We start from the raw sequence: 25261 nt of genomic DNA, 5'->3' as shown, positions 1-25261 counted from the left end.
CAGTCTATCCAGACGCGAGCCAGCCGATTGGCCGAGTAAAGGCCGGATTTCCGTGCTGTTCGTGGCGAACCGCAGCGGCCGGGTTTAGCGGGCAAAAAAAAGCCCGCATGGAGCGGGCTGGAGTCATCGATCTTGCCTTCTATGCGGCTTGTTTTGGCGTGGACGCCATGCGGCGGCCACACCTTCGCCGTCGTGAACTACAGTTGCGCGATCTGGTGATACTGGCGGGCCGCCTTGCTGGAATTGACCGCCGTCCGGTACTCCGCCTCGAGTTCGTCACGCGTTTCCCGGGCGTTGTCGAGCAGCGCCGCGTCGAGCGCCTGAATCCGGTGGATCATGTGGAGTGCGGCCGGGGTTTGCTCGGCGTGGATCGACATCAGCAGCGGTGAGCGCTCCTGCGCCAGACCGGCAGCCTTTTGCCAGTCGTAAAGGCTCGCGGCGAACGCGATCTGCTGGGTCAGGCCGAGCACCCGTTCCACGAGCTCGGTTTGCTGTGCGGCTTGCCGCTCCTGAGTCATGACCGTCTCCCGGATGCTTACGACGAGTTCTTGGCGAGTGCGCCCGCGCTATTGGCGCCGCCGAACAGCTGCGTCAGATACTGCGAATTGCTGTTGGTGGTCGCCATCAGCGAATTCAGCGCGGTGAACTGGGCCGAGTATTGCGACGTCAGAAGCGCTTCGTACGCGGTGAGCGAATTCGACTGTGTCGTCACGCTCTTCAGGTCGGCGGTCAGTGCGTTGGTGCGAATGTCGATGACGCCACCGGTTTGCGTGAACGCCGCGATGTCGGTGTTCATCTGCTTCGCGATGCCGGTGGTCGAATTGAACAGCGTGCCGACTTGCGTCGGGTTGTTCTGCACCGCGCTCGTGAGCGTCGTCGTATCGACCGACAACGTGCCGGTTGCATTCACCGTGATCCCGATCGACGCCAGCGTCGCCGTCACCCCCGAGCCAGAAACGCTTTTGCCCAGCAGGTCGCCCATGGTCGCCTGAATCGTCTGCAGCATCGAATCGCCGAGCAGCGGACCGCCTTGCGAACCGGCCGCGGCGCTCGAATTGAACGACGACAGCGAGCTCATCGTGCTGACGAGCGAGTTGTAGGAACTGACGAACGATTGGATGTCGCTGATCTGGCTAGTGGTGTCCGATGCGACGGTCAGCGTCTGCGTCGTGCCGACGGCGGCCGCGCCGAGATTCATCGTCACGCCGGCGAGCACGGTGCTCACCGCGTTGCTCGAGCTGGTCGCCTTCGTGCCGTTGATCGTGAACTGGGCGTCCTGCGCGGCGGTAGTCTGCGTCCACGCAATCGTCCCGGCCGAGGTGATCGTCGAGGCGCCGCTCGTGCCCGTGCCCGCGGCCGAGGTGACGCCGAGGCTCGACAGTCCGTTGTCGTTGGCCAGATTGCTGACGGTCACGTTGATCATGTTCGACGCGCCCGTCGTCGTCGAGCCGAGCACGAGGTGGGAGCCGTCGGAGCCCGTCACGATAGTCGCCGTGATGCCGGGATTCTGGCTCGAACCGTTGATTGCCGCGGCAATCGCAGTGAGGCTATTGTTCGACGACGTCACGTTGAGCGACATCGACTTGGTGCCGACGGCAATCGTGAGCGTGCCGGTGCCGAGTCCCGCTGCCTGCGTCGACGTGAAGGCGCCCGACGAAATGCTTTGTGCCTGGGCGATCTGCGTGACGCCGATCGAGTACGTGCCGGCCACGGCGCCCGAACCTGCGTTGGCGGTCAGGCCGCTACCGCTGGCGGTGGCGGTGAAGTCGGACTGGAAGGCGCCGGTTGCAAGCGGTGCGAGGCTGACCTGGAGGCTCGATAGCGCCGCCGAAATCTGGCCGATAGCGGAAATTTGCGTGTTGTCGCTGGTGGCCTGGGCGGTGAGCGTCGCGGCCTGTCCGGCCACCTTGGCGTTGACGAGCGCCGTCACGAGCGACTGGACGTCGAGTGACGAGTTGCCTGTCGATCCGGCAATCAGGGATTGCCCAGCTTGCTGCAGCGCCGATGCCGCAGCGGCTTGAGCCGCTGCCGCGGACGCGGAAGCCGATGTTGAGGACGACGAGCCGGAAATCGTTGACATGAGAGTGCTCCATGCGTGGTCGCGGCCACGCGACGGGGGAACTTGCCTGCGGCCTGATATTCAGCGCGTCATGCGCTGTCTTGCACAATGCACAGCGGGAGGACGCGCCTCCCGTTTGAATCGTCGTGGCGCGGACGGGGCGTATTGCCGCTCACCGCCTCGCCCGCGCCACTCTACCTGCCTGAGTATTACTGCAGCAGCTTCAGCACTTGCTGCGGCAGCGAGTTGGCCTGTGCCAGCACCGAGATACCAGCTTGTTGCAGCACTTGCGCCTTGCTCAGGTTCGCCGTTTCTTCCGCGAAGTTAGCGTCGGTGATCTGCGACTGTGCGCTCGACAGGTCGGTCGATTCAGCTTGCTGCGAAGTCGAGATACCGGTGAAACGGTTCTGCGCCGCGCCGAGCGTTGCCTGGATGTTGTTGATCGTCGCGAGAGCGTTGTCGATCGATTCCATCGCGAGGTTCGCGCCGGCGGTCGTGCTGACGTTGATGTTCGCAACCGAGGTCGGCACGTTGTTCGTGTTGACCGATGCCAGTGCCGAGCCAGCCGTTTGAGCTGCCGTCGTTGCGCCGATCGTCGTTTGGGTGCCGTTGAAGGCGGTGATGCCAGCCGTCGTGCTCGTGAACAGATTCGATGCAGCCGTGCTCGAAAGCTGGTTGCCGTTCTGGTCGACGTACTCGAAGCCGCCCGTGCCGTTCGATTCGACGGTGATCGACGAGATCGTGTTCGACGTGCCCGAGGTTGCCGCAGAGCCGTTCACCGCGTTCAGGTTCAGGCCCGACAGGGTGCCGAGGACCGTACCCGCTGCCGCAGCCGAGCCGCCGCCGGCCGAGAAATTCGCGTTGACCGACGTCAGTTCGTTGGCTTGCAGCAGGCCGTTGTTCGTGCCGCTAGCCAGCGAGATCGTCGAGATGCCGCTTGCCGAACCCGCAACCGAGAACAGGTTGTTCGCAGCCGTCGACGACAGCGCCTGGTTGTTCTGGTCGGTGAACGTGTAGCCGCCCGTGCCGTTCGACAGGATGTTGATCTGGGTGATCGCGCCCGTGCCGCCAGCCGAGTTGGCCGTACCGTTCGCGTTCAGGTCGAGGCCGGTGATCGTGCCGAGCGTGTTGCCTGCCTGCACCGGGCCCGAGCCCAGCGAAGCTGCCGAAACGCCCTGGCTCAGGTTCAGGCTGATCGTCTGACCGACGTTCGAGCCGACCTGGACGTTGATGGTGCCAGCCGAGCCGTTCAGCAGGTTGATGCCGTTGTACGTCGTCTGCGATGCGAGACGGTTCACTTCAGCGATCTGCTGTGCCACTTCCTGTTGCAGTGCTGCCTGGTTGCTTGCCGACAGCGAGCCGCCTGCTGCCTCGTTCGCGAGCGAACGGATCGTTTGCAGGCTTTGCGTGATCTGGCTCAGGCCGGTGCTTGCCGTTTGCACCATCGACACGCCGTTGTTCGCGTTCGAAACGCCCTGGTTCAGGCCGTTGATCGCGGTTTGCAGGGTCGTGGAGATCGCGAGGCCAGCCGCATCGTCCGCCGCGCTGTTGATGCGCTTGCCCGACGACAGGCGGGTAATAGCCTGCGAGAGTGCGCTGCCAGAACCATTCAGGTTTTCCTGAGCTGTCAGCGAGCTGATATTACTGTTGATGCTAAGCATGAAAATTCTCCTGTAGAGGCATGAGCCCTAAACCTGCCAGTGGTGGCATCGGCGGAAGCACGTGTTCATTGCCGGCCGCCTCAGTGAAGGTTGACGGCGCGCCTCCAAAAAACTTGAGCAACTTTCTGCATCGCGACCCGATTGTTTGCCGCGCCGGGCGGGGCTTGCGGGCCGCGAGCCCCATCCGGCGGGACTGGCGTGATGCGCTGCAGGTAATCGAAAGTGGGCGTATTCTCGTTCGCTCGTTCGTTATCGATCGCGGAGAAATCATGCAGAAGCGCAGGATTGGCCGTTCCGAATTGCAGGTCGTGCCGCTGATGTTCGGCGGCAACGTATTTGGCTGGACCGCCGACGAGGCGACCTCGTTTTCGATCCTCGACGCGTTCGTCGACGCCGGTCTCAACTTCATCGACACCGCCGATGTCTACTCGGCCTGGGTGCCCGGCAACCAGGGCGGCGAGTCGGAGACGATCATCGGCAAGTGGTTCCGTCGGAGCGGCAAGCGCGAGCAGATCGTGCTCGCGACCAAGGTGTCCAAGCATCCGCAGCGCAAGGGCCTGTCGGCCGCGAACATCCGGGCGGCGGTCGAAGACTCGCTGCGGCGCCTGCAAACCGATTACATCGACGTCTATTTCTCCCACGACGACGACACCTCGACGCCGCTCGCGGAGACCCTCGGCGCTTATCAAAAACTGATCGAGGCGGGCAAGGTGCGTGTGATCGGCGCGTCGAACTACGGCGGCGCGCGCGTCGAGGAGGCGCTCGCGGTGTCGCGCGAGCACGGGCTGCCCGAGTACCAGTTGCTGCAGCCCGAATACAATCTCTACGACCGCGAACACTACGAGCGTGACAGCGAACCGGTGGCGCTCGCGAATCATCTCGGCGTGGTGGTCTATTACAGCCTCGCGAGCGGGTTCCTGTCGGGCAAGTACCGCAGCGAGGCCGATCTGGCCGGCAAGGCGCGCGGGAGCCGGGTCGAGAAATACCTGAACGGGCGCGGCTTGCGAATTCTCGGCGCGCTCGACCGTGTCGCGCAACGGCACGGCAGCAAGCCGGCAGCGATCGCGCTTGCCTGGCTGATCGCGCGGCCGAGCGTTACGGCCCCCATTGCCAGCGCGACCTCGGTCGAGCAGTTGAAGAGTCTGGCGACCGCCGTCCAGCTGTCCCTCACCGCCGACGATATTCGCGAACTCGACGAAGCGAGCGCGTGATAAGGCGAACACCACGACCGCCGACGCGGACGCGATCCGCGCCAGGGAAAAGCCTGGCGCAATCGGTAAACCCCTGGTAGGATGGAGAGTTTCCTGATATGATCGGGAGTGAATTGAGATCTTTGCCTGTTTCGTCAGTGTTTCCCATTGATGAAAGGTTGGCGAAACGGCAACAGACGCTGCTTTTGCATTACGTCTGTCCGCGTTCCGCGGTGAACTCCCCACCTCTCTTTTCCGGCCTCCGTGGCCGCTTTGCCTCTCGCTTCATTCGTGGTTTGGCCGGGGTTGTTTTATCAGCCTCGCGTTTGCCTGTTACTGGCCATGAATCGGAGCGACCGGAGGGCCGGCGCGTTAGTGGTGACCTGAACGGTTACCGCCATGCAATTAAACCCGTATCTAGTGATTGAGTTAGGAATTACATGACGACGATTCTTCTGAAGGAAAACGAGCCGTTCGAAGTGGCAATTCGCCGCTTTCGTCGCGCAATCGAAAAGAATGGCCTGATCGCTGAACTGCGTGAGCGCCAGTCGTACGAAAAGCCGACCACCGCTCGCAAGCGCAAGAAGGCAGCAGCTGTTAAGCGCCTGCACAAGCGTCTGCGCAGCCAGATGCTGCCGAAAAAGCTGCACTAAGCACGCTTTTTACGTACGCCGAACGGCGGTGTGAGCTTCGAAAGAAGCCACACCGCCGTTTTGCTATTGGCGCTTAGGATTATTGCCCTTGCGGGCAATGCTTACGCCGCGTTCCTCAGCCGCTCGGCCGACAGACCGAACTCGCAAGCGATCGAGCCCAGCCGGTCGTGCCACTCCCATGTGCCGAACACGTCGTGCACGTTTTGTAGGCAACTGAGCAAAGCGATGGTCACCGGGTCATACACGTTGATGCGGGCGCGCAGCAGCGCTTTTTTCAGCGCGGCCACGCCGACATCCATGTAAGCGGGCACCTGGGCCGGTGGTTTGCCGATGAAGCGCACCGGTACGCCTTCCATCGCAGTCATATAGTCGCGCGGCTTGATCAGGTTGCCTACCGGGCAGCCGCCGCAATAGCCGCGGTACGCACCGCCGCCCTTCGGCAGCAATGCGGTGCGTTTCTGATCCAATAGATGTGCGACGGACTGATCGTAAATGTCCTGATGGGTCAGGAAGCTGAGTGTTTTCATGGTTGGTCTCCCGCGTCCGAGGCGGTGATTATTTGTTATTGAGCGCGCATTGCGTGAGCGCATGGCGACGAGTATCCGCCGCGCGCCGTCCGCCAATGGACCGACTACGAGCATGAAAGGGCGCCAATTCGCGCGTTTGCGCGCCCGGCGGACGCTGTGGCCTCACCCCGCCTTGCGACGACGCCCCTTCTTGCCCAGCGACACGCATCGCTCGCGGCACATGCAGGTAGTCTCATGATCGTTGACCATGCCGACCGCCTGCATGAACGCGTAGCAGATCGTCGAACCGACGAATTTGCAGCCGTAGCGCTTGAGTGCCTTGCTCAGCGCGTCCGATACTTCTGTCGACGCAGGCGCATGCTTATACGAAGCCCATTCGTTCTGAATCGGCGTGTCGTCGACGAATGACCATACGAAGTTCGCGAGCGAGCCATGTTCGGCCTGAATCTGCTGCACAGCGCGCGCGTTCAGGATGGCCGCCTCGATCTTGCCGCGATGTCGCACGATGCTTTCGTCCGAGACGAGCGCGTCCACGTGCTTCGGCGTGAAGGCCGCGACCTTGTCGATGTCGAAGTCGGCGAATGCACGGCGATAACCGGCGCGCTTGTTGAGTATCGTCGACCATGACAGACCGGCCTGCGCGCCTTCGAGCACCAGCATCTCGAACAGGTGTTGATCGTCGCGAGAGGGCACCCCCCATTCGGTGTCGTGGTACTGTGCGAGCGCATCGCTCGATACCCAGTTGCATCGTTGTGTCACTGTCGCGCTCCCGCGTGGTCATGTCGTTCGCCAGCATAGCGGAAGCGGTGTACGCCGCAAGCTGGCCAATCGGCTAATTGCGCGATTCAAACTGACCTGCCACGCTAAGCGTTATTCACCCACTGAACTGATTCGATTCGATGAACCACGACTTCTTTCTGATCGGCGTCGACGGCGGCGGCACCGGCACGCGCGTCGTGCTAGGCGACGCGCAGGGTCGCGAACTCGCGCAGGCGGCAAGCGGCCCATCGGGCCTTGGGCTCGGCATTCCGCGCGCATGGCAGTCCATTCAAGCCGGCTGCGGCGAAGCGTTCGAGCGAGCCGGAATCGCGCTGGACTGGTCGCGCTGCGTGCTCGGTTGCGGACTGGCGGGCGTCAATAATCGCGACTGGCTCGCCGAGTTTCACGAGCAGGCGCCGCGGCTAGCCGGACTGGCCGTCGAAAGCGACGCTTACACCACTCTGCTCGGCGCGCACGACGGCGCGCCCGGCGTGATCGTCGCACTCGGCACCGGCAGCGTCGCGGCCTCGCTCGCGAGCGACGGCGAATTTCGCATGGCCAGCGGCTACGGCTTTCCATCGGGCGACGAAGCGAGCGGCGCGTGGCTCGGTCTGCGGCTGATCGTGCACGCGCAACAAGCGCTCGATGGCCGCGTGCCCGTCGACGAGCTCGCCCATGCGCTCCTCGCGCATACCGGCGCGCGGGATCGCGACAGTCTCGTCGTGTGGCTGTGCGCTGCCAATCAGACCGCCTATGCGCGGCTCGCGCCGATCGCGATCAAGCACCGCGTACATCCGTTCGCGGCGCGGCTGCTCGGCGAAGCCGGCGTCGAAGTCGGCAAGATGATCGCCGCGCTGGACTCGACGGGTGCGCTGCCGGTCGCGTTATGCGGTGGACTCGGTGCGCCGTTACGCGAGTACGTGCCGCAGGCGTATCAGGCGCGTCTGCGCGAGCCACGGGCGGACTCGGCGCATGGCGGCTTGCAGCTGGCGCGGCGCGAAGCGCAGCGGCTGGCTGGATGAGACCTGTAAAATAGCGGTTTTGACGCTGCCTCGACGGCTCAGCCGCCGGACTCACCATGTACAAAGTCATCGCCACGGATCTCGACGGCACACTGCTCAACGCCGATCATCAGGTGGACCCGTTCACGGTCGCCACGGTGCGCAAGCTCGAAAGCGACGGGCTGCGGTTCGTAATCGCCACGGGGCGGCACTACTGCGACGTCGCGGGCATCCGCGACCTGCTCGGCATCAGTCCGTATCTGATCACATCGAACGGCGCGCGCATTCACGCACCCGACAACACGGTCATCCACGCCGACGATCTGCCGCCAGCGATCGTCCAGCGTCTGGTGCAGCCCGAAATTGTCGGGGTGCATGGTCGAGTGATCGTCAGTCTGTTTGCGGACGATGCGTGGCTGATCGATCGCGACGCACCCCATTTGCTGGAGTTCCATCAGGACTCCGGCTTCACGTACGAAGTGACCGACCTGCCGAAGCACGATGGCGTCGACATTGCCAAGGCGTTGTATATCGGCGATCCAGCCGATCTCGCGCAGGTGGCCGCCAATCTCGAACGCGAATTCGGCGAGAGTCTGTACGTGACGTATTCGCTGCCGGATTGTCTCGAAGTGATGACCGCGAATGTGTCGAAGGGGCGCGCCCTGCAGATCGTGCTGGAGCGTCTCGGTGTCGACGCGTCGCAGTGCGTCGCATTCGGCGACAACATGAACGATATCGATCTGCTCGAGACGGCCGGCCATCCGTTCATGATGAACAACGCCAATCCCGATCTCATCACGCGTCTGCCGCATGTGCCGCGCATCGGCAACAATTTCGAGGCGGGCGTGGCGCATCATCTGCGCAAACTGTTTGCGCTCAACGACGAATTGGCGTCCTGAACCGTAGTCACTGCGCATGAAAGCGGCCCGCATCCACGCGAGTGGATGCGGGCCGCGGAAGTTGATCGCGAAGCGCGGTGCATGCGCTCCGCTTGCACTCGTCAATCCCGCCAGCCGCGATGCTCGCCGCGATCGTCATGACCCCAGCGACGGTTGTCGTGACCCCAGCCGCGGTCGTCGCGGTGGTAGCCGCGGTAGTAATCGCCGCGTTCATAGCGATGATCCCCGCCGCCGTAATACACCGGCTCCGGCGCCGCGTACACGCGGGCGGGCGCGGCATAGACCGGCGCGGCATAAACCGGGGCGCCGAGCGACAGGCCGACGCTCAAATCCGTATGCGCCTGCGCGACACCGCATGCGCCCGCCGCGAGTCCGGCAGCAACCAGCAAGTGAGTGACGATGCGTTTCATGTTGGTCTCTCCTGTGAGGCGACGTAGGTTTGTCGCACAGGACCAATGTACGCACTCGCGTCGTGGTGGACTGCGACCAGATGTTACGGACTGCAAGCATCGTCGAAGTCATCAAAGGCGAGCGGAACAATCGCGCGGACCTTCCGTACAGTGCCCTTGTTTCCCCTGCAGCCGCGCCGCACGGGGGTTTGCGGCCGGAAAACTCGAGCCGAACGGCGGCTCTTCGCGCATGCTTGCCGCTCGACGCGCTAGCGCGCGTAATCACGGCTTACATCTGTATTACCCGATTAATCCGCCGCAGGCGCCGAAGTGGCCGAAGTGGTGGAAGACGCCGCGCCTGGCGAAGACGCCGACACTCCCGGCAACGCCGCGCAAGGGCAATCGGTCGCCCGACCGTCGAGCCCCTCATGATCGTGTTTGAAGCTCGCGCGCGGCGTGCCGTTCTGCCAGTCGAGTTGCACGATGTAGATACTGTCGAAGTCGTCGCTTTGCCATTTCGGCACGTCGGCCGCGCGACCGCCATGCGCCGCCAGCATCTGCCGCAACAGCTTCTCGATCAGCTTGTGCTCCCACGCCACGACGATCAGCTTGCCGCGATTGGCCGGGGCAACGAGCGCGTTGCCGAGCTGGTCGATCTGCGCAAAGCCGTAGGGCGTTTGCACTGGCATCTGGAATTGAATCGCGGTCGGCTCGATCGTCGCGAGCGGGCGCACGTAATAGTACGGACGACCGCCGTCGTCCTTTTGCTGGCCGGGGTCGGGCGCGTAGATCGCATCGGGTTTGCCGAATTTGGCGGCGATCACGGCCGGCAACGCGAGCGCCCGGTTGAGCCCCTGGCAATCTAGCTGGCCGTAGCCTTGCGCGGGCTTCTCGCCGTGTCGAACGAATACGAGGGTTTCGATATTGCCGCCCGCCGCGTTCGCGGCCGGCAACACCAGCGTGCTCGCGCACAAGCCGCCGAGCGTCAGAGCGACGCCATGCAGGAATCTGCGGAAACGGTTCATCGAAAGCACCTGTGCGTGGCTGGGAGGTCGCCCGATTCTAGCAGCGGCACCGACCTGGACGGGGCCGCCGCGGCATTCCCGGCGCATTGGTGGTCGCAATGAACGATGGGCGCCGAGGCGCCCATTCATGCCGACTACGCGACGATCACACGACCGGCGCGCCGAACGAACCGTCAGTCGAGCGCCAACTCGTGAGCCTCGTTGCTGCGATCCGCGGCGATCAGCGGATAGACGACACCCGCGATCACCGCACCGATGATCGGCGCAGCCCAGAACAGCCACAGCTGACCGATCGCCGCGCCGCCGACGAAAAGCGCCGGGCCCGTCGAGCGAGCCGGATTGACCGACGTGTTGGTGACAGGAATCGAGATCAGGTGGATCAGTGTCAGGCACAGGCCGATCGAAATGGGCGCGAAACCGGCCGGCGCGCGGCGGTCCGTCGCGCCGAGAATCACGAACAGGAAGAAGCCCGTCATCACGACTTCGCAAATGAATGCGGCGGCGAGCGAGTAGTGCCCCGGCGATTGCTCGCCGTAACCGTTCGTCGCGAAGCCGCTCGCGACCAGGTCGAAGCCGGGCTTGCCCGACGCGATCAGCGACAGCGCGAATGCGCCGAACACCGCACCAATCACTTGCGCGACGATATACGGCAGCAGATCGCGCACCGGAAATCGGCCCGCGACGCTCAGGCCGATGCTCACCGCCGGATTCAGATGGCAGCCCGAAATGTGGCCGATCGCAAAAGCCATCGTCAGCACGGTCAGGCCGAAGGCCAGCGACACGCCGACGAAGCCGATGCCCAGACCGTGAACCGGCCCGGCGAAGTTGGCGGCGAGGACCGCGCTGCCGCAGCCCCCGAGCACGAGCCAGAAGGTGCCGAACAGTTCGGCAAGGAGGCGCTTTGGCAACTGCATGATTGGTGATCCTAAAAAGAATTGGTATGCCGGAAGCACGTATCGAAAAGCACGAGTACGTGCATTGAGCGCGCAATTCTAGGTAGACAGCGCCAAATCGGGTGTCAAGGATTGTCAATCCGGACAGGATTTATAAACTATTGAGCGATAAAGCGCAGGTTTTACAATTCACCCGCTTTAATAATTATCAGAGGAAAATTCGCTAAACCGGTATTAGTGGCCATTGCGAATTTTTATAATTGCAGCTAGTCTGCGGTCGAATGAGTTCTAGAAAGGGGAGAACCGAATGTCTCAATATGCAGACCTCAAGGCGCAGATTGCCAAATTGCAGGCACAGGCAGAAGAAGCGCGACGCACTGAAATCGACAATGTCGTCGCCGACATCCGCCAAAAGATCGCCGAATACGGTCTGACCGCGCAGGATCTCGGCTTCGCGGTCGCCGCCAAGCGCGGTCGCCCGCCCAAGAAGACACCGCTGCCGGCGAAGTATCAGGATCCGAAGTCGGGTAATACGTGGAGCGGGCGTGGAAAGCCGCCCAAATGGATCGTCGGCAAGAATCGCGAGCGCTTTCTGATTGGCTCGGCCTGATTGGCTCGGCCTGAGGTCCGCGCGAGGTGACGCGAGACGCGATGAAAGCGGGCTGAAGGTTCTCTTGCCGTCTGGCTTATTCGCCGCGCGCTAATCGCCGTGGAAGCGCAACCATTGCGGCATTAAAAAAGCCGCCCATGCTGGGGCGGCTTTTTCGCGTCCGGTGGCGACAAAGGCTTCGTTTCCCGCTCGTGCAAACGATTCCGATGCCGGATTCCTCCGCTATTGAGCGTTATAAGCGAAGGTTCACAGCGCGGCTTCAAAGCGTACCAAAAACGGCCGGGCGTAAAAGCCTCGGCCGTTTTCAAACGCGCCCCTAGCCGAGCGCGACCTGGCGCAATACCGGGCGGCGCGAGCTTTCAATCATCGCCGAATAACCGTCGATATAGTTCTGCGCCATCGTTTTCGAACTGAAGCGGCGTTCGAACTGGGTGCGGATTTCCGTGCGCGACAGCTCATCGAGACGCTGCAGAGCCGCCACCGCGCCTTGCACGTCCTCGACGATATAGCCGGTCACGCCGTGGTCGATCACCTCCGGCACCGAGCCGCGGTTGAACGCGATAACCGGCGTGCCGCAAGCCATCGACTCGATCATCACGAGGCCGAACGGCTCCGACCAGTCGATCGGGAACAGCAGCGCCTTCGCGCCCGACAGAAACTCGGGTTTCTGCGCCTCGTTGATCTCGCCGACGAACTCGACGTGCGCCATCGACAGCAGGGGCTCGATCTCGCGCTTGAAGTACTCCATGTCGACCTTATCCACCTTGGCGGCGATCTTCAGCGGCAGACCGCTTTGCGCGGCGATCTTGATAGCTGTATCGACGCGCTTTTCCGGGCAGATGCGGCCGAGGAACGCGAGGTATTCGGGCTTCTTGTGCGGCTGCGGCGTCAGCAGCTGGTCCGGCAGACCGTGATAGATCGTGCTGAGCCAGTTGGCCTGCTGCAGCGGCAAACGCTGCGAATCCGAAATGGACACCACCGGCACATGCGAGAACGCGTCGAACACCGGCTGCAATTCCGGGAGGTCGAGACGGCCGTGCAGCGTGGTCACGAACGGCGTGTCCATCGTCGTGAAGAGCGGGAACGGCATGTAGTCGAGATGGAAGTGCAGCACGTCGAACTCGTGCGCGACCTTGCGGACCTTTTCCATCATCAGCACGTGCGGCGCCAATGCATCGCGAATCGTCGGATCGAGGCGCAGTGCGCGCGGCCAGCACGCGTCGAGATTGGCGGACGTGACTGAGTCGCCGCTCGCGAACAGCGTGACGTCATGACCGAGGTCGACGAGCGCTTCGGTCAGATACGACACGACACGTTCGGTGCCGCCATAGAGTTTCGGTGGGACAGCTTCGTACAGCGGCGCGATTTGTGCGATTCGCATGCGTTTTCTCCTGTGTCGATCGGAGTGAGCGCTTGCGCGCTGACCCGGATCACATGCAGATTCTTGATGCTTACCGGGGCTTCGCACGACGGCTGGATTGCGCGAAGTACGTAGGCCTGACGGACGGATGGACGCGGTTGACCCCCGCCCCAGGGTGCTCCGAAATACGTATCGGGTAATCCCTTAGCGTTCATTATCGGGATCGACCGCGGTAATTCGAGTGATTTTTCAAACACTTAATGTTGTTACAGCGCGAAACATGGGCCGTTACAGACACGCGCGAGGTTCAATGGCAAGCCGTCCCCATAATCGGGACGCATGATTCCAGCGGCTTAATCAGACGTGCGACAGGCGAAAAGCACCGTAGCAAGCGGCGGACCCGAGGGTCGGATGAAACGGGAAACAAGCTCTAAGCGAGCCAGATTGCATGCGAGTGAAAACGTCTTATAATTGTTTTCCACCGTTTCACGGTGCGGCGGTGAAGTTCTGAAAACTCACCATTCGGTACATGCCGCAGCCGTAGAAATTCCCAGCGCGCATCGTCATTCCCGCCCCGCGCACCAATTCGTCCCGATTCGCGCGTCGCCGCGGCCTCAGTTGTAGGAATTATTCCTACACAAATGACGGATTAATCCGTCATTCATGTGGGGTGTCTCTCCGATTTTCGGCTGTGTCCCCTTTCGAGACAATGCTTGCAAGACCAGAGACGAGCCGATTCGCGCGGATTTATCGCGCGCGCTCGAGCAAACGTTTCCGCAAAAAAATCGGCCTGACCAGCCGCGCATACGTACGGGGGAAATCATGAGCACGACTAGCCATATGCTCAGTGAGATCAGGGAAGTCAATCTGTCCTACCTGCTGCTCGCTCAGCGTCTGCTGCGCGAAGACAAGCCGATGGGCATGTTCCGCATGGGTATTTCGGACCAGCTGGCCGACGTGCTCGCCAATCTGTCGTTGGCGCAGACCGTCAAGCTCGCGGCGTCCAACCAGATGCTCTGCCGCTTCCGCTTCGACGATCACGCGGTGCTGTCCGCCCTCGCGGACAAGGACAAGTCCAGCGCGGTCGCACAAGCGCATTCGGCAATCCTGATGGCGAGCCAGCCGGTCGAGCAACTCGGCTGATGGCCAGTAAGAGCGTCGTACTCGAAGTCCGGGAAATCACTCTCGCGATCGAGCTGATCGAATTGGGCGCGCGTCTGCAACTGCTGGAGGCGGAAACCAGCCTGTCGCGCGATCGGCTCATCAAGCTGTACAAGGAATTGAAAGGGGTCTCGCCGCCCAAGGGCATGCTGCCGTTCTCGACCGACTGGTTCATGACCTGGCAGCCGAACTTTCATTCGTCGCTGTTCTACAACATCTACCGCTTCATGGCCGGTCACGGCGGCTGCCGCGCGATCGAATCGATCGTGAAGAGCTACCGGCTGTATCTGGAGCACGTGCAGTTGCACGACGACGAGCCGGTGCTCAGTCTCACGCGCGCGTGGACGCTGGTGCGCTTCTTCGACTCGGGCATGCTGCAGATGAGCGCCTGCCGCCGCTGCAGCGGCCACTTCGTCGCGCACGCACACGATCCGCAGCATGCGTTCGTCTGCGGGCTGTGCCAGCCGCCGTCGCGCGCGGGCAAGACGAAGAAGGCGGCGCAAACGCGAGCCGAGCGCCAAATCGCCGTCGCCGCAATCCCGGCCGAGGCGCCGCACGTGGCCGACGCGCGGGCTCACGAGGCCCGCTGTACCGCGCCCACGCTCGACACCCTCGTCACCGCCGAAGTCTGAGCAGCACACGTTGAGGCAGCGCAAGCCTCTGGTTTACACCGGACCCGCGCGCCGCCTTTTTCCCCAAAGTTTTCCGCCTCGGTGCCGTAAACCAGACTAACGACGGTGACCGTCGCTTTTTTGTGAGGGCTCGGCAGTGCTGATTTTCGTGGGAACACTCGTGACGCTGTTGTCCGTTTTCGGCGGTTACGCGCTGGAAGGCGGCCATCTCGGCGCGCTGCTGCAACCCGTTGAAGTGCTGATGATCGCCGGCGCTGGCGTTGGCGCATTCATTCTCGGGAACGGGATGAAGACGATCAAGGCAACAGTGCGCGTCATTCCGACCCTGTTCAAGGGCGCGAAGTACAACAAGGACGTCTACATGGAGCTGATGGGGCTCCTGTACGTGCTGCTCGCGAAAGCGCGCAAGGAAGGCACGCTGACGCTCGAAGCCGACATCGACGATCCGTCGAAGAGCCCGATCTTCACGCAGTACCCGAAGATCCTCGCCGACAAGCACATCATCGAGTTCCTGACCGACTACCTGCGGCTGATGGTCGGCGGCAACATGAACGCGTTCGAGATCGAAAGCCTGATGGACGAGGAGATCGAGACGCACCACCAGGAAGGCGAGGCGCCCGCGCAAGCGTTGACCAAGGTCGGCGACGCGATGCCGGCGTTCGGTATCGTCGCCGCGGTGATGGGCGTGGTGCACACCATGGCCTCGGCCGACAAGCCGCCCGCGGTGCTCGGTGAAATGATCGCGCAGGCGCTGGTCGGCACCTTCCTCGGCATTCTGCTTTCGTACGGGCTGATCGGACCGCTCGCGAGCGTCGCCGAGCAGCGCGTGACCGAGTCGACCAAGATGTTCCAGTGCATCAAGGTGACGATCCTCGCGAGCCTGAACGGCTACGCGCCGGCGATCGCGGTCGAGTTCGGCCGCAAGGTGCTGTTCTCGACCGAGCGCCCGTCGTTCGCCGAGCTCGAAGAGCACGTGCGCCGCGTCAAGGCGAAATAAGGCGACGGGAATTGAACCGATGAGCAGCAAGGACAAAGACCGCGCAATCGTTGTCAAGCGCTCCGCGCCGAAAAAGCACGGTCATCACGGCGGGGCGTGGAAGCTCGCCTACGCGGACTTCATGACCGCGATGATGGCGTTCTTCCTGCTGATGTGGCTGCTCAGCTCGGCCTCGACCGTGCAGCTGAGAGGCATCGCCGACTACTTCAACCAGCCGCTGAAAATCACGCTGTGGGGCGGCGATCGCAGCGCCGAAGACTCGAGCATCCTGAAGGGCGGCGGCCGCGACATCTCGACCGACGCGCAGGGCGTGACCCGTTCGACCGACGGCAGCAGCAGCCGCGCCGAGCACAGCGCGTCGCATAACAACGACGACTCGGTGAAGCAGTTGCAGGGCGCGCTCGAACGCCAGGAACAGGTGCGCCTGCACGACCTGCAGGTCAAGCTGATGGCCGCGATCGAGGCGAACCCGGTGCTGCGCCAGTTCAAGCAGCAGATCCGCATCGACTCGACGCTGACGGGCTTGCGCATCGAGATCGTCGACTCGCAGAAGCGGCCGATGTTCGCGACCGCGCGCGACGTCGTCGAGCCGTACATGCGCGACATCCTGCGCGAGATCGGCCATACGCTGAACGACGTGCCGAACCGCATCATCGTGCAAGGTCACACCGACGCCGTGCCGTACGCGGGCGGCGAGAAAGGCTATAGCAACTGGGAGCTGTCGGCCGACCGCGCGAACGCATCGCGGCGCGAGCTGGTCGCGGGCGGCATGGACGAAGCGAAGGTGATGCGCGTGCTCGGCCTCGCATCGGCGCAGAACCTGAACAAGGCGGACCCGCTCGATCCGGAGAACCGCCGCATCAGCATCATCGTGTTGAACAGGAAGTCGGAGGAGGTGCTCGATCACGACGACTCCACGACGACGACTCTGTCGGACGACGCAGCCGGCTCCAAGCCGCTGCTGCAAAGACTTGCGCAGCCGGTGACGGTTGCACCGAAGTTGCCGGCGGCAGCGCCGCCGGCCCAGTAACAGACCGCGGCCGCCGGGCCGCGGAGCGCGCCCGGGCGGCGCGCTCCGCCTGGCGGGCCAGTGTTAAGCGCAGCGAGGTTTTCATGATCAGGCACATCCTGGCAGTCGACGATTCGGCATCGATGCGGCAGATCCTCGCCGCGACGCTGACGGGCGCCGGCTATGAGGTCACGCTCGCGGCCGACGGCAACGAAGGGCTCGAAAACGCGCTCGCGATGGCGTTCGATCTCGTGTTGACCGACCAGCACATGCCCGGCAAGACCGGTCTCGATCTGATCACCGCGCTGCGTGGAAATCCGGCCTATCAGGTGACGCCCATCCTCGTCCTCACGACGGAATCGGGCGAAGCCTTCAAAGAGGCGGCGCGCGCGGCGGGCGCGACCGGCTGGATCGAAAAGCCGCTCGACCCGGACATGCTGACCGAGCTGGTGGCAGCGCTGGCCGAACCGGACCCGGCCTGAGCCGCGCAATCAATACCTTTAGACACAGTACAGACAGCTCTCGACGCGCCTGCACGGCGGCTCACGCCCGACAGGCACTCTCGCGGTGAACCAGGCATGACACTCGACATCACACAGTTCTATCAGACGTTCTTCGACGAAGCGGACGAACTGCTCGCGCAGATGGAGCAGCTGCTGCTCAATCTCGACGTGGCCCGCCCGGACCCCGAAGACCTCGCGGCGATCTTTCGCGCCGCGCATTCGATCAAGGGCGGCGCGGCGACGTTCGGCTTCACCGCGCTGACCGAAACCACGCACATTCTGGAGTCGCTGCTCGATCGCGCGCGCAACAACGAGCTGGTGCTGCGCAAGGACATGATCGACACGTTCCTCGAAACCAAGGACGTGCTGTCCGGCCAGCTCGCCGACTACCGCGCGAGCGCCGAGCCCGATGCGGCGGTGGCGCGCGCGATCTGCGCGAAGCTCGAGCAGCTGCACGCCGAAAGCCGCATGGGCGGCGCGCCGATGCAACCCCCGGCAATGCCCGCGAGCGCGCCCGCGGCTATGCCGGCAGCGGCAACACAAATAACGACACCAATAACGGCACTACAAGAGCCAGGCGGTATCCCGCCCGAGCACGTCGTCGAACAGGCGGTGCAGGCGGCGGGCGAATGGATCGACGGCGAACCGGCACAGACCGGGCAGGCCGCGGGCACGGCCGACAGCGCCGGCCCACATCTGAAAATTACGCTACGGGGCGTGGGAGAGAAAGACCAGGAACTGCTCGCCGAAGAGCTGGGCAACCTGGGCAATATCGTCGGGCAGTTCAAGAGCGGTGGCGATCTGACGCTGTGGCTCTCGAGCGACGTACCCTCCGACGACATCATCGCCGTGTGCTGTTTCGTGATCGACGAAAGTCAGATCACGATCGGCCGCGGCACCGCGCCGGCGGACGACGCGCAGCAGGGCGAACCTGGAACGCCCGACGCTGCCGTTCCGACACCGGCGCAAACCGCGCATGTCGCGTCCGCTGCCGCGGCCGCGCACGCGCATCCGGTCGTTCACGCGGAGCACGCAGCATCGTCGGCCCCCGCGGCCCACACCGCTGCTCCCGCAAGCGCGGCCAGTCACGCGGACCTCATCGAGCCGCCGCCAGCGCTACCCGCGGCGGCTCCGGCCGCAGCCAAAGCGGCTTCGCCCCCCTCCGCCGATCAGGACCGCAAGGCGGCCCGTCCGGCCGCCGCGGCGGCCGGCGCCGAAGGCAGCTCGATTCGCGTCGGCGTAGAGAAGGTCGATCAGCTGATCAACCTGGTCGGCGAACTGGTGATTACGCAGGCGATGCTCGCGGAGACCACCAGCACGTTCGATCCGGCGCTGCACGACCGGCTCTTCAACGGCATGGCGCAACTCGAGCGCAACGCGCGCGATCTGCAGGAAGCGGTGATGTCGATCCGCATGATGCCGATGGATTACGTGTTCAGCCGCTTCCCGCGTCTGGTGCGCGATCTCGCGGCCAAACTCGGCAAGGAGGTCGAACTCGTCACCTTCGGTCAGGCGACCGAACTCGACAAGAGCCTCATCGAACGGATCATCGATCCGTTGACGCACCTCGTGCGCAACAGTCTCGACCACGGCATCGAAACCGTCGAGGCGCGGCGCGCGGCGGGCAAGGATTCGACCGGTCAGCTGGTGCTGTCGGCGGCCCACCACGGCGGCAACATCGTCATCGAGGTCAGCGACGACGGCGCGGGCCTGCGCCGCGACAAGATTCTCGCGAAGGCGGCCAAGCAAGGCATGCAGGTCAGCGAAACGATGACCGACGAGGAAGTCTGGAACCTGATCTTCCTGCCGGGCTTCTCGACCGCCGAACAGGTCACGGACGTGTCCGGCCGCGGCGTCGGCATGGACGTGGTGAAGCGCAACATCCAGTCGATGGGCGGTCACGTCGAGATCACGTCGCACGCGGGCAAGGGCAGCACGACCCGCATCGTGTTGCCGCTCACGCTCGCGATTCTCGACGGCATGTCGGTGAAGATCGGCAACGAGATCTTCATCCTGCCGCTGAACTTCGTGATGGAGTCGCTGCAGCCGCGAGCCGAAGACATCTACACGGTCGCCAACGGCGAGCGCGTGGTGCGCGTGCGCGGCGAATACCTGCCGCTCGTCGCGCTGCACGAGGTGTTCAACGTGCAGGACGCGAAGCAGGAGCCGACCCAGGGCATCGTCACGATCATGCAGACCGAGGGACGCCGCTTCGCGATGCTGATCGACGAACTCGTCGGCCAGCAGCAGGTGGTGGTGAAGAATCTGGAAACGAATTACCGCAAGGTGCACGGCATTTCCGCGGCGACCATTCTGGGCGACGGCAGCGTCGCGCTGATCGTGGACGTCGCGGCGCTGAACCGCGAATCGCGCCATGCGCATGGTCACGCGCAGGCGATGAGCCTCGCGTGACGCATGCAGCAGGCGCCGCGCTGACAGACAACGCAACACAACTTCAACTCAATTCATCCCAACCGTTTGGGGGCTAACGTGGCAGAAGTCCAATCCATCAATTCGAGCGTCGCGGGCGGGGCCAATGGCCGCCGCGACGCGCAGGCGGACGCCGGCGGTCAGGAATTCCTCGTCTTCACGCTCGGCGCGGAAGAGTACGGCATCGACATCCTGAAGGTTCAGGAAATCCGCGGCTACGACAACGTGACGCGCATCGCCAACGCGCCCGAGTTCATCAAGGGCGTGATCAATCTGCGCGGCATCATCGTGCCGATCGTCGACATGCGCATCAAGTTCCATCTGGGCCGCGTCGAGTACGACCATCAGACCGTCGTGATCATCCTGAACGTCGCGCATCGCGTGGTCGGCATGGTGGTGGACGGCGTGTCGGACGTGCTGACGCTCGCGGTCGACCAGATCATGCCGGCGCCGGAATTCGGCGCGACGCTGACGACCGAGTATCTGACCGGTCTCGGCACGCTCGACGGCCGCATGCTGATCCTGATGGACATCGAGAAGCTGATGACCAGCTCCGAGATGGCGCTCACCGAAACGCTCGGCGTCTAAGCGCAGGCAGTAACGCAACACGGCACAAGGAGCATCAACATGCTGAGCAGGTGGTCGATCCGCACGTCGCTGACGATGGTGGGGATTCTTCTGGTGACGCTGACCGTGGTGGTCGGCGCGCTTGGGCTGACCGCGCTGAATCGCGCGAGCGGCTCGCTCGATCGCATCGCGCGCGGCGAACTGGTCGCGATTCATGCGCTCGACGATGCGTCGGCGTATCTGCTGCGCTCGCGCGTCGCGATCGATCGCTTCAACACGCTGACGGCCGCCGGCAACGCGGACGAGGCGAAGAAGGCACTCGATCGCGCGCAGGAACTGCTCGGCAAGAGCAACCAGAGCTGGCAGGCGTATCTCGACGCGCCGAAACACGGCGTCGAGCAGGGCTTGCTCGACGATGTGCTCGCGAAGCACACGACGGTGATGCACGACGGCGTCGACGTCGAATTCGCCGCGTTGAATGCGAACAATCTCGATGCGTATCACGCGGTCGCGGACACGAAGATCAGCCCGATGTTCATCGCCTACGACGCGGCGGCCGCCGCGGTGATCCAGGCGCTGCAGCAGAGCGTGGCCGATCAGGAGGCGAGCGCGCAGTCGAACGCATCGTTGATGATCACGCTGATCAGCGTGATCACGGTGATCGCGCTGCTGGTGGTGGTCGGCATCCGCTTCGCGCTGCGCGGGCTGATCGTGCAGCCGCTGAACGATGCGACCGCATGCTTCGAGCGGATCGCCTCGGGCGACCTGTCCACTCCCGTCGATGGTGATAGCAACAACGAAATCGGCCGCCTGTTCGCGGGCATCAAGCGGATGCAGGAAAGCCTCGAGACGATGGTGCGCGCGGTCCGCACCGGCACCGAATCGATCGACACCGGCGCGCGTGAAATCGCGATGGGCAACACCGATCTGTCGCAGCGCACCGAGCAGCAAGCCGCATCGCTGCAGGAAACCGCGTCGAGCATGGATCAGCTTACCGGCACCGTACGGCAGAACACCGAGAACGCGCGCCAGGCGAGCCAGCTCGCCGTCAACGCGTCGGATATCGCGACGCGCGGCGGCGACGTGGTGAGCCAGGTCGTCACGACGATGCAGGAAATCGCGACCAGTTCAAACAAGGTCGTCGACATCATCGGCGTGATCGAGGGCATCGCGTTCCAGACCAACATCCTTGCGCTGAACGCGGCGGTCGAAGCCGCGCGCGCCGGCGAACAGGGCCGCGGTTTCGCGGTCGTCGCGGGCGAGGTGCGCAGCCTCGCGCAGCGCAGCGCGAGCGCCGCGAAGGAGATCAAGGAGCTGATCGGCGATTCGGCCGACAAGGTGAAGAGCGGCTCCGAGCTGGTCGGCCGCGCGGGCACGACGATGGACGAAATCGTCCAGGCGGTGCGGCGCGTGACCGACATCATGGGCGAGATCAGCGCGGCGTCGGAAGAGCAGTCGGGCGGCATCGAGCAGGTGAATCGCGCGGTCGTGCAGATGGATTCGGTCACGCAGCAGAACGCCGCGCTGGTCGAGCAGGCGGCGGCCGCGGCGGGGTCGCTCGAAGATCAGACGCGGCAGTTGCAGGCGGTGCTGAGCGGCTGGAAGGTGAGCGGCACGGCGGCGCGTCAGAGCGTGCCGGCGGTGCGTGCGCAGACCTCCGCGCAGTTCGCCAAGGCCGCACCGCAAGCGGCGAGAGCGGCGACGCCGGTGAATCCGGTCGGCGCGAGCAACGAGACGAAGGCAGCCGCTGCGGCCGCGACGGCCCCGGCCCAGCACGACGCAGCCGCCCGCGTCGAACCGGCACTGAAACCCAGGCCGGCCGCAGCCGCGGCTCGCGTCGCGACCGACACGCCCACGCGCGCCACTGCGGCGAGCACGGCGAAGGCCAGTTCGGACGCGGACTGGGAAACGTTTTAGGCAACGGCAGAGTGACATGTGGTCAACCGGCATCGCGCCCGCGGATGGGCGAAGCATCGAAGCACGCGCAGCACGCGTGTCGCGAGCCGGCCGTGTGTCGATGGTACTCGCGGGAGGGCGCGACCCCGCGAAGACAATTCCTACCTCCCAGGCAATCCCGCTGGGCGGCGAGCGTGATGGCTCATATCGCAGACAGGAATTTTCATGATGGCAACGCGCGCACCACAACGCCCCGCACGGGCGGCGCCTGACCGCACAGAGCCGGCCAGGTCCGTCGAGACGGGACGCGATTTCGAATTCACGGCGGCGGATTTCGCCCGCATCCGCGATCTGATTCACCGCGCGGCGGGCATCTCGCTGTCGGATCACAAGCGCGACATGGCGTATAGCCGCCTCGCGCGCCGCTTGCGGGCACGCGGCATCGAGACGTTCCGCCAGTATCTCGATCTGCTCGAAGCCGAAAACGATCCGGCCGAGTGGGAGGCGTTCACCAATGCGCTGACCACCAACCTCACCGCGTTTTTCCGCGAAGCCCATCACTTTCCGATCCTCGCCGAGTTCGTGCCGCGCCGCACGCAACCGGTGTCCGTGTGGTGCTCGGCGGCATCGACGGGCGAGGAGCCGTACTCGATCGCGATGACGCTGATCGAAGCGCTCGGCGACAGCGGCGCGCGCCAGGCGTCGGTGCTCGCCACCGACATCGACACCCAGGTGCTCGCCAAAGCCGAGGCCGGCGTCTACCAGTTCGACCAGGTCAAGCACCTGTCGCCCGAGCGGTTGAAGCGCTTCTTCCTGAAGGGCACGGGCGCCCATGCGGGGATGGTCAAGGTGCGTCCCGAAGTGCGCGCGCTCGTGCGCTTCGAGCAACTGAACCTGACCGATCGCGACTACCAGTTGCGCACGCAGTTCGACGCGATCTTCTGCCGCAACGTGATGATCTACTTCGACAAGCCGACCCAGGCGCAGGTGCTCACGCGCTTCGAGCCGCTGATGAAGCCGGGCGGTCTGCTGTTCGCCGGCCATTCGGAAAACTTCACGTACGTGACGCAGGCGTTCCGGCTGCGCGGCCAGACGGTCTACGAACTGACGCGCGACGCCGGCGGTTCGCGCGCGCCGTCGCGCTCCACCGCGCATGACGCGCATCAGGCGAGCGGGGTGGCCGCATGAGCAGCACGCTGCCGATCGCTTCGAATCTGTACTACGACAACCACTTCCAGCGCCCTGGCGTGAAGTTGTTGCCCAACGAGTTCTACACGACGAGCGAAGACATGGTGCTCGTGACCGTGCTCGGCTCGTGCGTCGCGGCCTGCATCCAGGACCGCACCGCGGGCATCGGCGGCATGAATCACTTCATGCTGCCCGACGACGGCGCCGACGTCGCGCAGGCCGCGTCGGACACGATGCGCTACGGCGCGTACGCGATGGAAGTGCTGATCAACGAACTGATCAAGGCCGGCGGGCGGCGCGAGCGCTTCGAGGCCAAGGTATTCGGCGGCGGCGCGGTGCTCGCGGGCATGACGACGATGAACATCGGCGATCGCAACTCGGAGTTCGTGCGCCGCTATCTGGCCACCGAAAAGATCCGCATCGTCGCCGAGGACCTGCAAGGCTCGCATCCGCGCAAGGTCGCGTTCATGCCGCGCACCGGTCAGGTGATGGTGAAGAAATTGCGCTTGCAGCAGGAAGCGGGCGTCGCCGAGCGCGAACAGGCGCTCGTGCGGCAAAGCGCCGAAGCGCGCGCCGAGCGGCTCGCCGCCGCGCGCAAGCGGGTCGAGCTGTTCGCGAAGCCGGCCGCCGCCGCCACGCGGCCGAGAATCGAACTGTTCGGCGCGAGCCCGCGCCCGACTAATCCAAACAACGCCAGAACCACAGAGGAGGCGTGAGCGCTGTGCAAAAGATCAAGGTATTGTGCGTCGACGATTCGGCGCTGATCCGCAGCCTGATGACCGAGATCATCAATGGCCAGCCGGACATGACGGTGGTGGCGACTGCCCCCGATCCGCTCGTCGCGCGCGAGCTCATCAAGCAGCACAACCCCGACGTGCTGACGCTCGACGTCGAAATGCCGCGCATGGACGGCCTCGACTTTCTCGAGAAGCTGATGCGCCTGCGGCCGATGCCGGTCGTGATGGTGTCGTCGCTGACCGAGCGCGGCAACGAAATCACGCTGCGCGCGCTCGAACTCGGCGCGGTGGATTTCGTCACCAAGCCGAAGGTCGGCATTCGCGACGGCATGCTCGACTACGCGGAAAAGCTCGCCGACAAGATTCGCGCGGGGGCCCGCGCGCGCGTGCGCCAGGCGGCGCCCGCGCAGCATGCGGCCACCCAGGCCACGCATGCGCCGGTCGGCTCGGCGCCGCTCTTCAACAACCCGCTGCTCAGTACCGAGAAGCTGGTCATCGTCGGCGCATCGACCGGCGGCACCGAAGCGATCCGCGAAGTACTGGTGCCGCTGCCGCCCGATGCGCCGGCGGTGCTGATCGCGCAGCACATGCCGCCGGGCTTTACGAAATCTTTCGCGCAACGCCTCAATGGTTTGTGCCGGATTACCGTTAAAGAAGCGGAGCACGGCGAACGAGTGTTGCCGGGGCACGCGTACATCGCACCGGGCCACGCGCATCTGTTGCTCGCGAGGAGTGGCGCGAACTATATTGCGCATCTGTCCGACGACCCGCCGGTGAACCGGCATCGTCCGTCGGTCGATGTGCTGTTCCGCTCGGCCGCGCAGCATGCGGGCAAGAACGCGGTCGGCGTGATTCTGACCGGCATGGGGCGCGACGGCGCGGCCGGTCTGCTGGAGATGAAAAAGGCTGGTGCGTACACGCTGGCGCAGGACGAAGCGAGTTGCATCGTGTTCGGCATGCCGCGCGAGGCGATCGCGCTCGGCGCGGCCGACGAAATCGCCGCGCTGCCGGACATGAGCCGGCGCGTGATGGCGCGTTTGTCGTCGATGGGCGACCGCGTTCAGCGGGTATGATGCGTGCCGGATGGAATGACGCGGTCGAACGCCGCAACATGG

The 25261-nt window shown here is 64.2% G+C and carries 25 protein-coding genes; 16 read left to right on the top strand and 9 right to left on the bottom strand.

Features of this window, described 5'->3' with window-relative positions; genetic code table 11:
* Positions 1-197: 197 nt before the first annotated feature.
* The 3 genes from fliT to L0U84_RS19260 all read right to left on the bottom strand — a co-directional run bounded on the left by fliT (position 198) and on the right by L0U84_RS19260 (position 3720).
* Positions 198-518, bottom strand: coding sequence for a flagellar protein FliT (fliT, locus tag L0U84_RS19270; RefSeq protein ID WP_233851760.1), 321 nt, complete (start codon positions 516-518; stop codon positions 198-200).
* Positions 519-535: 17 nt separating this feature from the next.
* Entirely contained in the window at positions 536-2080 is a 1545-nt protein-coding gene (fliD, locus tag L0U84_RS19265; protein ID WP_233851759.1) for a flagellar filament capping protein FliD, read from the bottom strand.
* 188 nt (positions 2081-2268) lie between these two features.
* On the bottom strand, positions 2269-3720 hold the full coding sequence (locus tag L0U84_RS19260; protein WP_233851758.1) for a flagellin N-terminal helical domain-containing protein: 1452 nt from the start codon (positions 3718-3720) through the stop codon (positions 2269-2271).
* Positions 3721-3989: 269 nt separating this feature from the next.
* Here L0U84_RS19260 and L0U84_RS19255 point away from each other — a divergent pair, with 269 nt between their 5' ends.
* Positions 3990-4931: an aldo/keto reductase gene (locus tag L0U84_RS19255; protein WP_233851757.1), complete on the top strand. Its 942-nt coding sequence runs from the start codon at positions 3990-3992 to the stop codon at positions 4929-4931.
* Between the two features lie 419 nt (positions 4932-5350).
* On the top strand, positions 5351-5563 hold the full coding sequence (gene rpsU, locus L0U84_RS19250) for a 30S ribosomal protein S21 (protein ID WP_006050883.1): 213 nt from the start codon (positions 5351-5353) through the stop codon (positions 5561-5563).
* A gap of 101 nt (positions 5564-5664) precedes the next feature.
* Here rpsU and L0U84_RS19245 read toward each other — a convergent pair whose 3' ends face one another.
* Both L0U84_RS19245 and L0U84_RS19240 read right to left on the bottom strand, forming a co-directional pair.
* Complete coding sequence (locus L0U84_RS19245; RefSeq protein ID WP_233851756.1) at positions 5665-6090, bottom strand: hypothetical protein; 426 nt, start codon at positions 6088-6090, stop codon at positions 5665-5667.
* A 162-nt stretch (positions 6091-6252) separates the two neighbouring features.
* A complete protein-coding gene (locus L0U84_RS19240) occupies positions 6253-6849 on the bottom strand; it encodes a DNA-3-methyladenine glycosylase I (protein WP_233851755.1) in 597 nt (198 codons plus the stop codon).
* A gap of 140 nt (positions 6850-6989) precedes the next feature.
* Here L0U84_RS19240 and L0U84_RS19235 point away from each other — a divergent pair, with 140 nt between their 5' ends.
* Complete coding sequence (locus tag L0U84_RS19235; protein WP_233851754.1) at positions 6990-7871, top strand: BadF/BadG/BcrA/BcrD ATPase family protein; 882 nt, start codon at positions 6990-6992, stop codon at positions 7869-7871.
* A gap of 56 nt (positions 7872-7927) precedes the next feature.
* Positions 7928-8749 carry a Cof-type HAD-IIB family hydrolase gene (locus L0U84_RS19230; protein WP_233851752.1) on the top strand — a complete coding sequence of 274 codons (822 nt, stop codon included), beginning with the start codon at positions 7928-7930 and terminating at the stop codon, positions 8747-8749.
* Between the two features lie 101 nt (positions 8750-8850).
* Here L0U84_RS19230 and L0U84_RS19225 read toward each other — a convergent pair whose 3' ends face one another.
* From L0U84_RS19225 to aqpZ, 3 genes are all read right to left on the bottom strand, one after another.
* A complete protein-coding gene (locus tag L0U84_RS19225) occupies positions 8851-9159 on the bottom strand; it encodes a hypothetical protein (protein ID WP_233851750.1) in 309 nt (102 codons plus the stop codon).
* Positions 9160-9446: 287 nt separating this feature from the next.
* Positions 9447-10163: a histidine phosphatase family protein gene (locus tag L0U84_RS19220; RefSeq protein ID WP_233851749.1), complete on the bottom strand. Its 717-nt coding sequence runs from the start codon at positions 10161-10163 to the stop codon at positions 9447-9449.
* A 173-nt stretch (positions 10164-10336) separates the two neighbouring features.
* Positions 10337-11077 (bottom strand): aquaporin Z, encoded by a 741-nt coding sequence (aqpZ, locus tag L0U84_RS19215; protein WP_233851748.1) that lies wholly within the window; start codon positions 11075-11077, stop codon positions 10337-10339.
* 286 nt (positions 11078-11363) lie between these two features.
* Here aqpZ and L0U84_RS19210 point away from each other — a divergent pair, with 286 nt between their 5' ends.
* Entirely contained in the window at positions 11364-11666 is a 303-nt protein-coding gene (locus L0U84_RS19210; protein WP_013090908.1) for an H-NS histone family protein, read from the top strand.
* 316 nt (positions 11667-11982) lie between these two features.
* Here L0U84_RS19210 and L0U84_RS19205 read toward each other — a convergent pair whose 3' ends face one another.
* Entirely contained in the window at positions 11983-13047 is a 1065-nt protein-coding gene (locus L0U84_RS19205) for a glycosyltransferase family 4 protein (RefSeq protein ID WP_233851746.1), read from the bottom strand.
* A gap of 801 nt (positions 13048-13848) precedes the next feature.
* On the opposite strand from L0U84_RS19205, the gene flhD reads away from it, so the two are divergent.
* From flhD to L0U84_RS19150, 11 genes are all read left to right on the top strand, one after another.
* Positions 13849-14169 (top strand): flagellar transcriptional regulator FlhD, encoded by a 321-nt coding sequence (gene flhD, locus L0U84_RS19200; protein ID WP_267939713.1) that lies wholly within the window; start codon positions 13849-13851, stop codon positions 14167-14169.
* Positions 14169-14819, top strand: a complete 651-nt coding sequence (flhC, locus tag L0U84_RS19195) for a flagellar transcriptional regulator FlhC (RefSeq protein ID WP_233851744.1) — start codon at positions 14169-14171, stop codon at positions 14817-14819. The genes flhD and flhC overlap by 1 nt, the downstream gene beginning before the upstream one ends.
* A 136-nt stretch (positions 14820-14955) precedes the next feature.
* Positions 14956-15816 carry a flagellar motor stator protein MotA gene (gene motA / locus L0U84_RS19190; RefSeq protein WP_233851743.1) on the top strand — a complete coding sequence of 287 codons (861 nt, stop codon included), beginning with the start codon at positions 14956-14958 and terminating at the stop codon, positions 15814-15816.
* Positions 15817-15835: 19 nt separating this feature from the next.
* On the top strand, positions 15836-16846 hold the full coding sequence (gene motB, locus L0U84_RS19185) for a flagellar motor protein MotB (protein ID WP_233851741.1): 1011 nt from the start codon (positions 15836-15838) through the stop codon (positions 16844-16846).
* A gap of 83 nt (positions 16847-16929) precedes the next feature.
* Complete coding sequence (locus L0U84_RS19180; RefSeq protein WP_129959978.1) at positions 16930-17307, top strand: response regulator; 378 nt, start codon at positions 16930-16932, stop codon at positions 17305-17307.
* A 96-nt stretch (positions 17308-17403) separates the two neighbouring features.
* Positions 17404-19740: a chemotaxis protein CheA gene (gene cheA, locus L0U84_RS19175; RefSeq protein WP_233851740.1), complete on the top strand. Its 2337-nt coding sequence runs from the start codon at positions 17404-17406 to the stop codon at positions 19738-19740.
* A gap of 78 nt (positions 19741-19818) precedes the next feature.
* Positions 19819-20346, top strand: coding sequence for a chemotaxis protein CheW (locus tag L0U84_RS19170; RefSeq protein WP_233851738.1), 528 nt, complete (start codon positions 19819-19821; stop codon positions 20344-20346).
* A 39-nt stretch (positions 20347-20385) separates the two neighbouring features.
* A complete protein-coding gene (locus L0U84_RS19165) occupies positions 20386-22242 on the top strand; it encodes a methyl-accepting chemotaxis protein (protein WP_233851737.1) in 1857 nt (618 codons plus the stop codon).
* Between the two features lie 204 nt (positions 22243-22446).
* Positions 22447-23409: a CheR family methyltransferase gene (locus L0U84_RS19160; protein ID WP_233851735.1), complete on the top strand. Its 963-nt coding sequence runs from the start codon at positions 22447-22449 to the stop codon at positions 23407-23409.
* Positions 23406-24125: a chemoreceptor glutamine deamidase CheD gene (gene cheD, locus L0U84_RS19155; RefSeq protein WP_233851734.1), complete on the top strand. Its 720-nt coding sequence runs from the start codon at positions 23406-23408 to the stop codon at positions 24123-24125. Before L0U84_RS19160 ends, cheD begins: the two co-directional genes overlap by 4 nt.
* Before the next feature lie 5 nt (positions 24126-24130).
* Positions 24131-25219: a protein-glutamate methylesterase/protein-glutamine glutaminase gene (locus L0U84_RS19150; RefSeq protein ID WP_233851733.1), complete on the top strand. Its 1089-nt coding sequence runs from the start codon at positions 24131-24133 to the stop codon at positions 25217-25219.
* Positions 25220-25261: the final 42 nt, after the last annotated feature.

Source organism: Paraburkholderia sp. HD33-4 (genome assembly GCF_021390635.1).
Classification (GTDB): domain Bacteria; phylum Pseudomonadota; class Gammaproteobacteria; order Burkholderiales; family Burkholderiaceae; genus Paraburkholderia.
The sequence above is the reverse complement of the archived record's forward strand: the minus strand, read 5'-3'. Positions and strand labels throughout refer to the sequence as shown.

Coding starts and splice junctions, on each gene's coding strand:
- fliT (WP_233851760.1), bottom strand. CDS start 518: ATGACTCAGGAGCGGCAAGCCGCACAGCAAACCGAGCTCGTGGAACGG.
- fliD (WP_233851759.1), bottom strand. CDS start 2,080: ATGTCAACGATTTCCGGCTCGTCGTCCTCAACATCGGCTTCCGCGTCC.
- L0U84_RS19260 (WP_233851758.1), bottom strand. CDS start 3,720: ATGCTTAGCATCAACAGTAATATCAGCTCGCTGACAGCTCAGGAAAAC.
- L0U84_RS19255 (WP_233851757.1), top strand. CDS start 3,990: ATGCAGAAGCGCAGGATTGGCCGTTCCGAATTGCAGGTCGTGCCGCTG.
- rpsU (WP_006050883.1), top strand. CDS start 5,351: ATGACGACGATTCTTCTGAAGGAAAACGAGCCGTTCGAAGTGGCAATT.
- L0U84_RS19245 (WP_233851756.1), bottom strand. CDS start 6,090: ATGAAAACACTCAGCTTCCTGACCCATCAGGACATTTACGATCAGTCC.
- L0U84_RS19235 (WP_233851754.1), top strand. CDS start 6,990: ATGAACCACGACTTCTTTCTGATCGGCGTCGACGGCGGCGGCACCGGC.
- L0U84_RS19230 (WP_233851752.1), top strand. CDS start 7,928: ATGTACAAAGTCATCGCCACGGATCTCGACGGCACACTGCTCAACGCC.
- L0U84_RS19225 (WP_233851750.1), bottom strand. CDS start 9,159: ATGAAACGCATCGTCACTCACTTGCTGGTTGCTGCCGGACTCGCGGCG.
- L0U84_RS19220 (WP_233851749.1), bottom strand. CDS start 10,163: ATGAACCGTTTCCGCAGATTCCTGCATGGCGTCGCTCTGACGCTCGGC.
- aqpZ (WP_233851748.1), bottom strand. CDS start 11,077: ATGCAGTTGCCAAAGCGCCTCCTTGCCGAACTGTTCGGCACCTTCTGG.
- L0U84_RS19210 (WP_013090908.1), top strand. CDS start 11,364: ATGTCTCAATATGCAGACCTCAAGGCGCAGATTGCCAAATTGCAGGCA.
- L0U84_RS19205 (WP_233851746.1), bottom strand. CDS start 13,047: ATGCGAATCGCACAAATCGCGCCGCTGTACGAAGCTGTCCCACCGAAA.
- flhD (WP_267939713.1), top strand. CDS start 13,849: ATGAGCACGACTAGCCATATGCTCAGTGAGATCAGGGAAGTCAATCTG.
- flhC (WP_233851744.1), top strand. CDS start 14,169: ATGGCCAGTAAGAGCGTCGTACTCGAAGTCCGGGAAATCACTCTCGCG.
- motB (WP_233851741.1), top strand. CDS start 15,836: ATGAGCAGCAAGGACAAAGACCGCGCAATCGTTGTCAAGCGCTCCGCG.
- L0U84_RS19180 (WP_129959978.1), top strand. CDS start 16,930: ATGATCAGGCACATCCTGGCAGTCGACGATTCGGCATCGATGCGGCAG.
- cheA (WP_233851740.1), top strand. CDS start 17,404: ATGACACTCGACATCACACAGTTCTATCAGACGTTCTTCGACGAAGCG.
- L0U84_RS19165 (WP_233851737.1), top strand. CDS start 20,386: ATGCTGAGCAGGTGGTCGATCCGCACGTCGCTGACGATGGTGGGGATT.
- L0U84_RS19160 (WP_233851735.1), top strand. CDS start 22,447: ATGATGGCAACGCGCGCACCACAACGCCCCGCACGGGCGGCGCCTGAC.
- cheD (WP_233851734.1), top strand. CDS start 23,406: ATGAGCAGCACGCTGCCGATCGCTTCGAATCTGTACTACGACAACCAC.